Source organism: Methylocystis sp. H62 (genome assembly GCF_015709515.1).
Taxonomy (GTDB): domain Bacteria; phylum Pseudomonadota; class Alphaproteobacteria; order Rhizobiales; family Beijerinckiaceae; genus Methylocystis.
In genome coordinates this window covers 82,667-96,282 of sequence record NZ_JADNQZ010000047.1, presented here as the reverse complement: position 1 = coordinate 96,282, position 13,616 = coordinate 82,667, and the positions used below count along the sequence as shown (strand labels likewise).

Below are 13,616 nucleotides of genomic sequence, written 5' to 3'. Positions count from 1 at the left end.
GGGCTGAACAAAGGAGAGCCGCTCAGGAATGGGTCGATCTCGGACAACTTCCCTCAGCTTTTTTCTTTTTCCCTGCTTTTTTCCCTGCTCTGAGGGAAAGGGCGCCCAGAGACGGGTTCGCCGAAACTGCCTGCTCCACCAGGCGATCGTGATTCCGCGAGGTCACCCCCGGCAACCCACTTCTTCTCACAGGCCGGTCGAGCAGGCTTCGCCCTCCACGATTCCGATGCGCGCCGAAACTTCCATTCCCGGTCGAAGCGCCAGCTCGCGATTATCGACCTCGACCACGACGTCGACCGGCGCACCCGAACCTGTTCGGCGCGCCTCGTTCACCTTTCCTGAAAATGTCCGGCCAGGGACCGACTCGCTTGTCACGACCGCCGCTGCGCCCGGCGCGATCGTCAGGGCGCCCTCGCCCTCCGCCTTCCCCCGAAGCCGAACGGTCTTGGCGTCGCCGATCATGAACAGCGGCGCGCCGCCTGCGACGCGCGCGCCGACAGCAGCCGTTCGCTCGACAATAACGCCTGCGACCGGCGCGAGAATTTCTGCGCCGGCTCGACCCGCTTCCGCCTTCGTCACCGCCAAGCGGCGCCGAGCGACTTCCGCTTCGGCGCGCTCGAGTTGCGTCTGCGCGCGCGCCAGGGCGCCCCGGGCCGCGGCAAGCGCCTTGCGGCTTGCGGCGCGACTTGCCGAACGACTTGCCGACCGCGCCTCCAGTCTTTGCAGGTTCGCCTGCGCCCTCGCCTGCGCGCTCTGGCGCTGCGTCAGTTGCCGCTCCGCGGCCGCCAGCCCGCTTTGCGCGCGCGCGACCGCTTCATCGAACGAACGCACATCGAGCGTCGCGCATGTCTCGCCCTTCTCCACTTGCGCGCCGACGTCGCAAGAAAGCGTCGCGACGACGCCAGCCGCAGGCGCATCGATCGGCGTTTGCACAACCGGAGCGATCACGCCGCTGACGACGACCGTTCGACCCACTGACGCTGCTTCGCGCGTGAGACTGACGCGCGTGTGAAGATAGAACGCGCCGCTCACGACAATGATGAGCAGCCCCAATAGGCCGGCGACGACAGGTCGGACCCAGTCGCCAGGCGCGACGACAGCGGCTGCGCCGGTCGCCGTCGCCACAGGAACGCCATGCGGCGCAGGAGCCTTCGCGGGCGAACGGAAAATGGCCTTCTCGACCTCGACGAGCAGAAACAGCACGACGCTCGCGCCGGCGATATGCCCCCACATTTCCGGGTCGAGCGGCGTGGTGTTGAACAGCGCCTGCATAAAGGGCGCGTAAGTGAACATCGCTTGCAGGACGACGACGATGGCGACGGAAATCAGCACCGCGCGGCTGCCGAACAGACCCTTCAACGAGAGCGACGACTCGGAAAGGAAACGCGCGTTGAAGAGATAAGCGACTTCGCAGGCGACGAGCGTGTTGACCGCGACCGTTCGCGCGCTGTCGAGCCCCATGCCCCGCGCCTTCTCCAATTCGTAGAGTCCGAAGGTCGCGAGCAGCATCAGAAAAGAAACGAAGACGATGCGCCAGATGAAGTAGCGGGAGAGGATCGGTTCGCCCGACGGACGCGGCGGGCGCAGCATGACGCCCTTGGTCGGCGGCTCGAACGCGAGCGCGAGGCCGAGGGTGACGGCGGTGATGAGATTGACCCACAAGATCTGTACGGGCGTCACCGGCAGGGTCTCGCCCATGGCGATCGCCGCGATCACCGTGAGGCCCTCGCCGCCATTGGTCGGCAAGATGTAGAGGATGGTCTTTTTCAAATTTTCGTAGACGACGCGGCCCTCATGCACCGCATGCACGATCGACGCGAAATTGTCGTCGGCAAGCACCATCTCCGCGGCCTCTTTCGCCGCCTCGGTGCCTTTAACGCCCATCGCGATGCCGATGTCGGCGCGCTTTAAGGCAGGCGCGTCGTTGACGCCGTCGCCGGTCATCGCGACGACTTCGCCGCGTTTCTGCAGCGCTTGAACGAGTCGCAGCTTATGTTCGGGACTGGTGCGCGCGAACACCGTCGTGGCGCTTGCCGCTTCGCCGAGCGCTTCGTCGCCGATCGCGTCGAGGTCGCGTCCGGTGAGCACGGAATCGGGACGATCGAGTCCGAGTTCGCGGGCGATGGCGATCGCCGTCGCGGCGTGGTCGCCGGTGATCATTTTGACGGACATGCCGGCGGTCGCGCACGCGCGGATCGCCTCGACGGCCTCGGGGCGCGGCGGATCAATCAGGCCGATCAGACCGACAAAGACGAGCCCGCTTTCAACGTCGCCGAACGCGAGTTGCTGTTGACCCTCTCCGGCTTTCTTGGAGGCGACCGCCAAAACCCGCTGCCCGCTTGTGGCCATCTCAATGATGCGGTCGAGCCAGCAGGCGCTTTCGAGCGGACGCTGCTCTCCGCGCACGTCCTGCTCCCAAAAGCACATTTCGAGCAGCCGCTCCGGCGCGCCCTTGACGAAAATGTAGCCAGCGCCGTCGTGGTCGTGGTGCAGCGTCGCCATGAAGCGATGCTGCGACTCAAAAGGAATTTCATCCGTGCGCGGCAGCTCCAGCGCCAGCTTTTCCAGATTGACGCCGCCTTTGACGGCGGCGGCGAGCAAGGCGCCTTCGGTCGGATCGCCCTCGACGCTCCAGACGCCGTCCTTCTCGCGCAGCACGGCGTCGTTGCAGAGCGCAAGCGGGCGCAAAGCCGCGGTCAGGTGAATGTCCTCGCGCACCACGACATCCTTGCCATTGCGCAGGAAACCGCCGTGCGGATCGTATCCCGACCCGGTCGTGTCATAGACGCCGCCGGAGGTGGCGATCGAGCGCACGATCAATTCATTGAGCGTCAGCGTGCCGGTCTTGTCCGAGCAGATCGTGCTCACCGCGCCGAGCGTCTCGACCGCCGGCAGTTGGCGGATGATCGCCTTGCGCCGCGCCATCCGCTCCACGCCGATCGCCAGCGTAATGGTGATGATCGCCGGCAGTCCTTCCGGGATCGCGGAAACCGCGAGCCCCACCACCGCCATGAACATCTCGCCGGCGTCGAATCCCCAGACCAGCGCGCCAAAAGCGAAAACGGCGGCGCACACGACCAAAATGACGACCGTGAGCCAGCGCGCGAATTCGTCCATGCGCTGCAACAAGGGCGTGGAAAGCGTCTCCACCTCCGAGAGCATGGCGTTGATGCGCCCGATCTCAGTCGCGGCGCCCGTGGCGACGACGACGCCCGTCCCCTGACCGTAGGTCACGACGGTCCCCGAATAGGCCATCGGCGCCCGATCTCCGAGCGGCACATCCGCCATGACCGGCGCCGGGTCCTTGTCGACCGGCAGCGACTCGCCGGTGAGCGCCGACTCCTGCACCTTCAGAGATTTGACCCGGATGAGACGGATGTCAGCCGGAATTTTGTCGCCCGACTGGACATAGACGATGTCGCCAGGCGCGATATCGGTCGCGTCGATGACGACGCGCTTCCCGTCTCGAATGACCGTCGCATGCAGCGACAGCATGTTGCGGACGGCCTCCATGGCCTCTTCGGCCTTGCCCTCCTGAATGAACCCGATGATCGCGTTGATCACAACGACCGCGACGATGACCGCGGTGTCGATCCAGTGTTGCATGAGCGCCGTGACGAAGGCGGCGGCGAGCAACACATAAATCAATACGTTATGGAACTGCAGCGCGAAGCGCATGAGCGCGCTGCGCCGCCTGCCGGCCGGAAGGCTATTGGGGCCATGGACGGCGAGCCGCCGTTCTGCCTCGGCCTCGCTCAAGCCCAAACGCGTCACGCCCAGGCGCTCAAGCGCCGCATCGGCTCCGACCGCCCAATATTCCTTTCCTTCCGCCGAAGGTTGCATGCTTAGGGCTCCTCCTCCGCGGCTTCCCCCACTCACCGCCGGCCGCAATTAGATGGCTGCCGCACGGCCGAACCGGCGCCATTTACATATTATGGATATCTGGAGGGGTTTGGCAGCGCCGAGTTTATGGCGGCGCAGCGCTGCCGAGGAGGCTAGAAAGTGTCGTTCGCGATGGAGCGCACGCACACGTCGCTGACCGTTTCGTCGGTCCGCTTCAGCCCGATCCACGCGTCGACCGCTGCCGAGTCGAAACCGGCCTCGCAATGATCGCCAATGCGCATCAGCGGGCGCCGGATGAGCACCGGATCGAGCATCATCATCACCAATGCTTCCTGCGGCGTGACTTTCTCGAGGTCGATTTCGCCGGATTTGATGCGCGGCGAGGCGGCGTTAAACCATTCCGGCAACGGCTTGGAGCCGAAATAGGGACGCAGGCTCGACGGGCTCCAGGATTCGGTCAGAAGGTCCCGAACCTCGACCTCATGTCCAGAGGCGACGAGCAGCGCCTTCTGCTGCGCATTGCCGGCGCAGCCCGGCTTTTCGTAAAAGATGACATGAGCCATCCGCGACCCCCCACATTGCGGCCCACCAGTCGCTGACGCGAGCTTAGCGTGAATTTGTGCAGCGCGATATGGCTTCAAGCGAACAAATTGCGGGCAGCGCAGCGGGCTTTCGCCGCTTCAGCAGGCAGAGCGAATTAGCGCGAGAGCCCCCAGACCATATTCACGCGCGCCGAGAGACGCTCCAGGCCTGGACGCAAAGGAATTTCAGCGCCGCTTGACGATGCGGCGGCCTTCGCCGCATAGGCGCGCGGGCGCGCGTCGATCTCCTCGAGCGGACGGATTTCGATCACGCGGGACAGCCGCAGTCCGGCCGCCTCCGCATAGATTTTCGCCTGCCGCTCGGCGTCCTTGACCGCTTCGCGCCGCAATGCATCAAGCCGTTGCCGGGGATGAGCGATTTCGAAATCGATGCCTTCGAAGCTGTTAACGCCCTTGTCGATCAGACCGCCGGCGATCTCGCCGGCCTGTTCGATTCGAGTCACCCGCACGCGCAAATCGTTTCGTGCGCGGAAAAACTTTTGTGATGGCTTGGGTTTGCCTGTCTTGGGGTCTCGCTCTTCGACGGTGACGGGCGCGAGCGTTACGCCCTGCGTTTGCACTTCAGCGTCGGGAACGCCTAATTTTTTGAGCTCGGCGAGAACCGCTTCGACCGCGCGCGCATTTTCCGCCGCGGCGTCGGCGGCCAGCGGCCGTTCGGTGACGACGCCGAACCGCAAGATCGCCAAGTCGGGCGCGACGTCCTCGTAAGCCTCGCCAATGACTGAGAGATTTGGAACGCCGTCCTTCAGCGTGTCGGCGTTCCCCGCGGCCGTGAACAGCATCAGGCCGAGCGAAAGTGCGAAGAGCAAACGAATCATGGCATATCCTAGCAAAAGCTGCGCGCTAAAAAGCTCATCAAAGCCGTAAAACCGCCGGCTAGCGGCGCTAACCCGAACCAGCATACAGAAGCGGCGCAGCTCGTCGCTTCGCGTCCGCTCGAAAAGGCCTCATGCCCACGCTTTATCATCACCCGCTCTGCCCCCATTCGCGATTCATCCGGCTCGTCCTGTCCGAATATGGAATAGACGCTACGCTCATCGAGGAGCGCGTGAGCGACCGCCGCCCTGAGTTTCTCGCGCTTGACCCCGCTGGCCGCACGCCGGTCTTCGTTGACGATAACGGCCTTGTCGCGCCAGGCGCCAATCTTATCGCCGAATATATCGACGAGACCTATGGCGCCGAACGCGGCGCGCAACGACTCCTGCCGCAGGAGATGGCGGAGCGCATTGAAACGCGTCGGCTCGTCGACTGGTTCAACGTCAAGTTTTTCGACGAGGTCACGAACTGGCTGATCAGGGAGAAAGTTTACAAGCGCTTTGCGCCTCCGGGCGGCGCGCCCGATATGGACGTGGTGCGTGTGGCGCGCGCCAACATCCGGCACCATATTCGCTACATTGGTTATCTCACCAATGCGCGCAACTGGCTCGCGGGCGATCGTTTGACTTATGCTGACTTCGCAGCAGCCGCGCATATCTCCTGCGCCGATTATCTTGGCGATGCGCCGTGGGACGAGGATGAGGCGGCGAAACACTGGTATCAACGCATCAAGTCACGCCCCGCGTTTCGTCCGCTGCTGTCCTATCGGGCCCCAGGCCTGACTCCCGGGCGCTACTATGCGGAGCTGGATTTCTAAGAGGCGCTGTTTGATCGGCCGCGCCTGATCCAAAGGCTCAAGCGCCGCTGTTGCATGCCGCACTGCGGCCGCGCTTGACAACCATCGGGTGGATTGAGGCAAGTAGCCGTCAATACGGGAACATCGTATGAGCGCACCCAACGAGCGTGAGCTCGCAAAGGTTGAGACGAAGCCCGCCGAAGGCGGCGAACCATCGCCCGCACTCCAGCGTCGGATCCGGCAGCAGGAAATTTTGGCGGAGCTCGGCGTCTCCGCCCTCCAAGGCGCTTCGCTCGATCAGCTGCTGACGGATACAGTACAACTTACGGCGCAAGGACTGGATGCGGACTTCTGCAAAGTGCTGGAGCTGCTCCCGTCCGAGAACCAGTTTCTGGTGCGCGCCGGCGTCGGCTGGAGTCGCGGCGTGGTGGGCGTCGCAAAAGTCGGCGCGGATCTCGATTCGCCTGCTGGATACGCATTACGCAGCGGCCAACCGGTCATCTCCAATCACCTCGAAATGGAGACGCGGTTCAGGACTCCGGAATTGCTGCGTCAGCATGGCGTTCGCCGGGCGATGAACGTCATCCTGCAGGGTGACGGAAAGCCCTTTGGCGTCCTCGAAGTCGACAGCCGCTCGCCGGCCGATTTCAGGGAGCAGGATATCGCCTTTCTGCAGGGCGCGGCGAATCTTCTTGGCATGGCGATCGAACGCGAGCGGGAAGAGCGCAAGCTAAGAGCGGCGCTCGCGCGCAACGAAGCGCTGCTCAAAGAAATGAATCATCGCGTGAAGAACAGCCTTTCCATCGTCAGCAGCATGCTCCGCCTGCAAGCCAACGACGCCGGCGACGAAGGGGTGTCCGAACTTCTCAACGAAGCGTCTCACCGCGTCGAAGCGATCGCAAAGGCGCACGACCAGCTGTCTCGTGGCTCGGACGTCGAGTGCATGGACGTTGGCAAATACATTGAAGCGCTGTGTCACGATTTGGATGAAAGCGTCGCGCAGTGCGACGTGCGCACCGAGATCGAAGAAGGGATCGTCATCGCAACCGACCGGGCGGTTTCGACTGCGCTGATCGTCAACGAGCTCATCGCCAATGCGGCGAAATACGCTTATGAAAGCCAGTCGGGAATCATTTCGGTGACGGTCGGGCGCCAGGGCGCTGAGAATTTCACTGTTTCCGTGCGCGACGAAGGCGCAGGAATGCCCGATGACGTCGCGCCGCTCGATCGCAAAGGGCTCGGCATGCGGATCATCGCGTCGTTTACTCGCCAACTCAGTGCGACGATCGAAATGAAAAAGCATGATCCTGGCGCCGAGTTCATCGTCTCGATCCCTCTTCAAGCGCCCACCTGACATGCACGCGTCTGTCCCGAACGCATCGATGGGTTCGCCGGCAGTTTATGATGTTCGATCGCCTGCGGTTCCGGCGCTGGAGGAGGAAATTCGCGCCCATGCGTTCAAGCTTGGCTTTGACGTCTGCCGCTTCGCGCGGGCGGATGTTGCGCCGGAGCAGGGCGAGCGGCTGCGCGAATGGCTGCGGAATGGCGCGCACGGCGACATGGCCTGGATGCGCGAGACGGCCGAGCGGCGGGCCGCGCCGCGCGCGCTCTGGCCCGAAGCGGCAAGTCTCGTCATGCTCGGCCTGAACTATGGGCCGGACGGAGATCCGCTCGCTTCGCTGACGAAACCGGCTTGCGCGACGATCTCAGTCTATGCGCGCAACCGCGACTATCACGACGTCATCAAGGGCCGGCTGAAACAGCTCGCCGGATTCATCCTCGGCCGCGCCGGCGCCGGCGACGCCAAGGTTTTCGTCGACACCGCGCCCGTCATGGAAAAGCCGCTCGCGCAGACGGCCGGCGTCGGCTGGCAGGGCAAACACACGAATCTCGTGTCACGCGAATTCGGATCGTGGCTCTTTCTGGGCGCGATTTTCACGACTCTTCGCCTCGAACCGGACCCGCCCGAGCGCGATCATTGCGGCTCATGCGCCAAATGTCTCGACGTTTGCCCGACGGCGGCCTTCCCCGCGCCGTACCGGCTCGATGCGCGGCGCTGCATTTCCTATCTGACGATCGAGCACAAGGGCCCTATTCCCCTCGAATTTCGGGCGAAGATCGGCAATCGCATCTACGGCTGTGACGACTGTCTTGCGGTCTGCCCCTGGAACAAATACGCGCGCGCCGGACGCGAGGCGAAGCTTGCCGCGCGCCCCGAATTCGACGCCCCGCCGCTTGCAGAATTGGCGCGCCTCGACGATGCGGCGTTCCGAGCGCTGTTCGCGGGCTCCCCCGTCAAACGCGTCGGACGCGACCGCTTTTTGCGCAATGTTCTGATCGCCATCGGCAATTCGGCCCGGCCCGAGCTTGCCGCCGAGGCCGAGCGGCTCATAACCGACGCCGCCGCCATTGTTCGCGGCGCCGCCGTCTGGGCCCTCGGCAGACTGGCGCCGACGCGAGCGGCGGAGCTTGGCGCACAGAGACTGGCGACCGAACCCGACGCGGCGGTCCGCCAAGAGTGGCGCCAAACAGCCTGAAACAGGCAAAAGCGCCACAGTCGCCTAAAAATCGGGGTCTTTCCCAGGTTTACTGCGTTGCGGCAGGCTACTCGCCGGCGATTTCGTTCTAATCTCTATAGAAGATCCCCTACTCAACCGCACCTCCGCCATGTCTGTCCTTTCGCGCCGCAATACCGACGAACCCGCAGAGGAGGCTTCCCGCCTGCTGCTGCGGATTGGCGTGTTTTTGCTGTTCGTGATCTCGCTCATCGCGCCCATTTTGGCGCGTCAGACGGTTTATGTGCTGCTGCCGATCGGCGCGGCGTTGCTGCTCGCCGCCGCGACACTGACGCCGGAGGAAGGGTCGGGGCGCTCGATGCGCTCGATCTTGGTCTCGCCGCCCTTTCTCGCCGCTCTGTTGCTCGCCGCCTGGACGGCGCTCTCGCTGCTCTGGACCCCGTTCGAGGGACCGGCGGAACGCTTCGCAAAAATCACGGCGACGCTCGCCCTGGTTGCGCTCGCCACCGGATTTCTGCCGCTGCGCACCAAAACCTCGAATCTCAACCTGTTGCCGATCGGCGTCGCCGCAGCGACGATTGCGCTTGCCGCCGTCACTTTGCTGGTGAAGCCGCAATATACGCTCGACGACATTCTCGATGTCGGACCGCTCGGCCGCGCCGGTCTGGGATTGGCCCTGCTCGTCTGGCCGGCCATGGGCGCCCTCGCCGTCCGCGGCCGGTGGTATTCGGCCGCCGCCCTCGCGGTGGCGACGGTCATCGCCTGCTATCTTTCCGGCGCCCCGAACGGCGTCCCGGCGCTGGCGGTCGGAGCGGCTGTTTTCGCCGCAGCCTTCGGCCGCGCCCGGCTGATGGCCATTTTCCTTGCGGCGCTCATGACGGCGATCGTGCTGCTCGCGCCGCTGACCGCCTATGCGGCGCATCTGATCTGGCCCGAACGTCCGCCCGGCTTCTTCCGACATCTCGCCTTCTGGGGTCAGATGATCGAGGCGGACGGCTGGCGGACGTTGATCGGACACGGCTTTGGCGCGGCCACCTGGGGCGTGCTCGGCGGCTATCTGACGCCGGCGACGCCGCGCAGCCTGATCTTCAAGATCTGGTTCGATCTCGGCGTGCTCGGCGCGGCCGCGGCGGCGCTCGTCGCCGCCCGCACCAGCCTGTTCGTCGGCCAGTCGCGTCCGGCGCTTGCACCCTTCCTTTTGGGCGGTCTCGGCGCGGGATTCGCGATTTGCCTGTTCGGTCCCGCGGCCGAGCAGCTGTGGTGGCTGACCCTCGCGGGACTCGACGCCATCGCCTTTGCGCTCGTGATGCGCGGACAATTCCGGAAACGTCGCCCGCGCCTGCCGATCGGCTGGAGCGCGCCTGCCGAGGACCATGCTTAGCCGTGACGCTGTCTCCCACGCTCGTCGATAAAGTCGAAACAATCGGGCTTCGTGAGCCTGTCGCCGCCGCGGCGTTCCTCGGCGGGGCGCCGGTCTTCGCGCTCGCCGACGGGACGCTGTATTTCGGCGACGGCGCGGCGGGACGCCGCATTCCGGCCCATCAAGACGCGGCCATCCTCGTAGTCGCGCGGGACGGCGACCGGCTCGTCACCGGCGGCGACGACGGGCGCGTTGTGGCGACCGACGCGAAAGGCGGCGCCGAAGTCATCGGCGACGAAAAGGGCAAATGGATCGACGCCGTCGCCGCGCGTGGCGGCGCGGTGGCGTGGACAGCAGGAAAAGTGGTGCGCGCGCGATCGGCCAAGGGCGACGTGAAATCGCTGGATCTGCCGTCGACTTCGCGCGGCCTGGCCTTCTTTCCCAAAGGCTACCGGCTGGCGATCGCCCATTACGGCGGCGCGACGCTGTGGTTTCCGAACGCCGGCAAGCCGGAAGCGCTCGACTGGGCCGGCTCGCACCTTGACGCCACGATCTCTCCCGACGGGCGCTTTCTCGTCACCTCGATGCAGGAGAATATGCTGCACGGCTGGCGCCTCGCCGACGGCAAGCACATGCGGATGGCAGGATATCCGGGAAAAACGCGCAGCTTCTCCTGGTCGCATGACGGGAAATGGCTGGCCACCTCAGGCGCCGACGCCTGCATTGTCTGGCCGTTCTCCGGCAAGGAGGGGCCGATGGGCCAGGCGCCGCGCGAATGCGGCGTGCATTCGGCGATCGTGACGCGCGTCGCCTTCCATCCCGCCGCTCTGGTCATAGCGATGGGCTATGACGACGGCCTTGTCATGCTCGCGCGCCTTACCGATGGATCTGAGATTCTGGTGCGCCGTCCCGCGCAGGAGGACGATCGCGCCCGGATCAGCGCGCTTGCCTGGGACGAGAAGGGGGCCCGTCTCGCCTTCGGCGCGGAGAACGGCGACGCTGGCGTGCTGAGCCTGCCGAAGGCGTGACTGCGCGCAGGACGCGCCTATGCTATGCTGCGTTCATGAACGCGAAAGAGATCGTCGCCATCCTTCGCAAGAACGAAGCCGTTCTCCGCGCGCGCGGCGTCCAACATGCGGCGCTGTTTGGCTCCTACGCGCGCGGCGATGCGCGGCCTGACAGCGACATCGACATTATGATTGAGATCGAGCCGGGAGCTGTGCGAGACATTTATTCGTACGTCGGGCTTAAAGATTTCATCGCGGAACTCTTCACCGGTCCAGTCGATGTCGTTAATCGCGAGTTCTTGAAGCCATATGTCCGCCCCGCAGCGGAAACTGATTCCATTCATGCCTTCTAGGGCATCTGATTCCCATAGGCGGCTTGTCGACATTCGCGACAACATTCGTCTCGCTAGTGGTTTCGTTGAAGGTCTCACCTACGATGCCTTTCGCGACAATCTGCTTGTGTTTTATGGGGTAACACGATGTCTTGAGATTATTTCGGAAGCGTCGAGACGCCTGCCTGCAGAACTGAAAGAACGCCATTCCCATATTCAGTGGTCCGCCATCGCAGGCGCGGGCAATGTTTATCGTCATGACTATGAGGCGGTTGAGCAACTGCTCATCTGGGGAACCATTCACGAACGCCTTCCGGAGTTGCTTGCAGTCGTTGAGCAGGAGCTCTTGGGTTCAAGCGAATAGGACATGCCTCGAATCCCCCGCCTCCTCTCCATCGCCGGCTCCGACCCCTCCGGCGGCGCCGGCGTTCAGGCCGATCTCAAGACGTTTTCCGCCTTTGGCAGCTACGGCATGGCGGCGGTCACGGCGCTCACCGCGCAGAACACGCAGGGCGTGACCGCTTCCTACCCCGTCGCGCCAGAGATTGTCGTCGCGCAGATCGACGCGGTGCTGTCGGACATACGCCCCGACGCGATCAAGATCGGCATGCTGGCGACGCCGGATATCGCCCGGGCCGTCGCTGAGACGCTGGCGCGCTTTGGGGCGCGTAACATCGTGCTCGATCCGGTGCTGGTTCCGACACAGGGCGTCAGCCTCGCCTCGGCGGGGCTGGAGGCTGCGCTGGCAGCGGCCCTCCTTCCCCTGGCGCGTCTCGTGACGCCCAATCTTTATGAGGCGAGCGCGCTCACGCGAACGCCCCTCGCCAAAAACGCCGATGAGATGGCGGCGCAGGGGGGGCTCCTCTGCGCCGCCGGCGCCCGCGCGGTGCTGGTCAAGGGCGGCGATCTCGAGGGCGAACCTGTCGACGTTCTGTTCGAGGCCGGAGAGAAGCGCACCTTCCGCGGCAGACGCGTCCCCACGCGCAACACGCATGGGACCGGTTGCGCGCTGTCCTCGGCCATCGCCTGCGAACTCGCCAAGGGCGCGCCGCTGATCGACGCCATCGCCGCCGCCAAAGCTTGGCTCGAAGGCGCGCTGGAGGCGGCGGACCAGCTGCGATTGAGCGAGGGCCGCGGCCCGCCGCACCATTTCTATGCGCTGTGGCGCTGAGCCCCCTCCCCAGCCCTCCCCCGCTTCGCGGGAGAGGGAGCAGGTTGCGCCGCCATTAACGCTGGAGAATTCTTGCAGCCTCGCGAATTCTTGTTGCAAGGCATGAATCGCGCCGCTTCCCTTCTCCCGCTTTAGCGGGGGAAGGTGGCGCGAAGCGCCGGAAGGGGGCACATGCGGCAGTCCCGCATCATGACGGAACGCGCACGCCATTTGCGACGCGAGCCGACCAATGCAGAACGCAAACTCTGGCGCGTGCTGCGTGCGCATCGGCTGGCGGGCCTGTCGTTCCGGCGTCAGGCTCCCTGCGGGCCGTTCATCGCTGATTTCCTCTGCGCCGAGGCGCGCCTCATCGTCGAAGTCGACGGCGCCACCCACTCCAGCGATGAAGAAATTGCTTACGACAAGCAAAGGGACGCCTTGTTCGCCGCCAACGGCTATCGCGTCCTGCGGGTGACGAATGAGGACGTGTATCGCAATCTCGACGGCGTCTGCGAGACAATGCTCGCATGGGTGGAGCGGAGAGACTAGGGAATCGCCCCCTCCCCAGCCCTCCCCCGCTTCGCGGGAGAGGGAGCAGGTTGCGCCGCCATTAACGCTGGAGAATTCTTGCAGCCTCGCGAATTCTTGTCGCAAGGCATGAATCGCGCCGCTTCCCTTCTCCCGCTTTAGCGGGGGAAGGTGGCGCGAAGCGCCGGAAGGGGGCCGTAATTAGCCCGACAGCGCCGCCTTCACCGCAGCGCTGGCTTTGCCGAAATCCATGCGGCCCGTATATTTCGCCTTGAGCGCGGCGACGACCTTGCCCATGTCCTTGATCGAGGCCGCGCCCGTCTCGGCGATCGCCGCCTTCACGGCCTCGGCCGCTTCCGCCTCAGAGAGCTGCTGCGGCAGATAAGTGGAAATCACCGCGATTTCGCCGCGCTCCTTGCCAGCCAAATCCTCGCGCCCAGCCTTTTCATAGATTTCCAGCGACTCCTGCCGGCTTTTGATCATTTTCTGGAGCAGCGCGAGTTCGTCGTCTGTGCTGAGCGTTTTGCCGGCGCCGCGCGCCTCAATGTCCTTATCCTTCAGCGCGGCGTTGATGAGCCGCAGCGCGTCGACCTTGGCGCGCTCGCCCGCCTTCATCGCCGTCTTGAGGTCCGCCGCAATCTTCTCGCGCATGTTGTGTCCTTGGGG

The 13,616-nt window shown here is 64.6% G+C and carries 13 protein-coding genes; 9 read left to right on the top strand and 4 right to left on the bottom strand.

Features of this window, described 5'->3' with window-relative positions; genetic code table 11:
- Positions 1–186 precede the first annotated feature (186 nt).
- The 3 genes from IYY11_RS06575 to IYY11_RS06565 all read right to left on the bottom strand — a co-directional run bounded on the left by IYY11_RS06575 (position 187) and on the right by IYY11_RS06565 (position 5,263).
- Positions 187–3,843: an HAD-IC family P-type ATPase gene (locus tag IYY11_RS06575; protein WP_196403124.1), complete on the bottom strand. Its 3,657-nt coding sequence runs from the start codon at positions 3,841–3,843 to the stop codon at positions 187–189.
- Between the two features lie 152 nt (positions 3,844–3,995).
- Positions 3,996–4,406, bottom strand: coding sequence for an ArsC/Spx/MgsR family protein (locus tag IYY11_RS06570; protein WP_196403123.1), 411 nt, complete (start codon positions 4,404–4,406; stop codon positions 3,996–3,998).
- Between the two features lie 134 nt (positions 4,407–4,540).
- On the bottom strand, positions 4,541–5,263 hold the full coding sequence (locus IYY11_RS06565) for an SIMPL domain-containing protein (RefSeq protein ID WP_196403122.1): 723 nt from the start codon (positions 5,261–5,263) through the stop codon (positions 4,541–4,543).
- A gap of 131 nt (positions 5,264–5,394) precedes the next feature.
- On the opposite strand from IYY11_RS06565, the gene IYY11_RS06560 reads away from it, so the two are divergent.
- The 9 genes from IYY11_RS06560 (at position 5,395) to IYY11_RS06520 (ending at position 12,971) form a co-directional block, all read left to right on the top strand.
- Positions 5,395–6,078 (top strand): glutathione S-transferase family protein, encoded by a 684-nt coding sequence (locus tag IYY11_RS06560; RefSeq protein ID WP_196403121.1) that lies wholly within the window; start codon positions 5,395–5,397, stop codon positions 6,076–6,078.
- 127 nt (positions 6,079–6,205) lie between these two features.
- Positions 6,206–7,411 carry a sensor histidine kinase gene (locus IYY11_RS06555; RefSeq protein WP_196403120.1) on the top strand — a complete coding sequence of 402 codons (1,206 nt, stop codon included), beginning with the start codon at positions 6,206–6,208 and terminating at the stop codon, positions 7,409–7,411.
- A gap of 28 nt (positions 7,412–7,439) precedes the next feature.
- Positions 7,440–8,594 (top strand): tRNA epoxyqueuosine(34) reductase QueG, encoded by a 1,155-nt coding sequence (gene queG, locus IYY11_RS06550; RefSeq protein WP_196403119.1) that lies wholly within the window; start codon positions 7,440–7,442, stop codon positions 8,592–8,594.
- A gap of 130 nt (positions 8,595–8,724) precedes the next feature.
- The gene (locus tag IYY11_RS06545; RefSeq protein WP_196403118.1) at positions 8,725–9,954 is read left to right on the top strand and encodes a hypothetical protein; all 1,230 of its coding nucleotides are present in this window, start codon (positions 8,725–8,727) and stop codon (positions 9,952–9,954) included.
- A 2-nt stretch (positions 9,955–9,956) separates the two neighbouring features.
- Complete coding sequence (locus tag IYY11_RS06540) at positions 9,957–10,961, top strand: WD40 repeat domain-containing protein (RefSeq protein ID WP_196403117.1); 1,005 nt, start codon at positions 9,957–9,959, stop codon at positions 10,959–10,961.
- 35 nt (positions 10,962–10,996) lie between these two features.
- Positions 10,997–11,293, top strand: coding sequence for a nucleotidyltransferase family protein (locus IYY11_RS06535; protein ID WP_196403116.1), 297 nt, complete (start codon positions 10,997–10,999; stop codon positions 11,291–11,293).
- Complete coding sequence (locus tag IYY11_RS06530; protein WP_246719699.1) at positions 11,250–11,636, top strand: DUF86 domain-containing protein; 387 nt, start codon at positions 11,250–11,252, stop codon at positions 11,634–11,636. Before IYY11_RS06535 ends, IYY11_RS06530 begins: the two co-directional genes overlap by 44 nt.
- Positions 11,637–11,639: 3 nt before the next feature.
- The gene (gene thiD / locus IYY11_RS06525; RefSeq protein ID WP_196403115.1) at positions 11,640–12,443 is read left to right on the top strand and encodes a bifunctional hydroxymethylpyrimidine kinase/phosphomethylpyrimidine kinase; all 804 of its coding nucleotides are present in this window, start codon (positions 11,640–11,642) and stop codon (positions 12,441–12,443) included.
- A gap of 171 nt (positions 12,444–12,614) precedes the next feature.
- A complete protein-coding gene (locus tag IYY11_RS06520; RefSeq protein ID WP_196403114.1) occupies positions 12,615–12,971 on the top strand; it encodes an endonuclease domain-containing protein in 357 nt (118 codons plus the stop codon).
- 180 nt (positions 12,972–13,151) lie between these two features.
- On the opposite strand, the gene IYY11_RS06515 is transcribed toward IYY11_RS06520, so the two are convergent.
- Positions 13,152–13,601 carry a GatB/YqeY domain-containing protein gene (locus tag IYY11_RS06515; protein WP_196403113.1) on the bottom strand — a complete coding sequence of 150 codons (450 nt, stop codon included), beginning with the start codon at positions 13,599–13,601 and terminating at the stop codon, positions 13,152–13,154.
- Positions 13,602–13,616 lie beyond the last annotated feature (15 nt).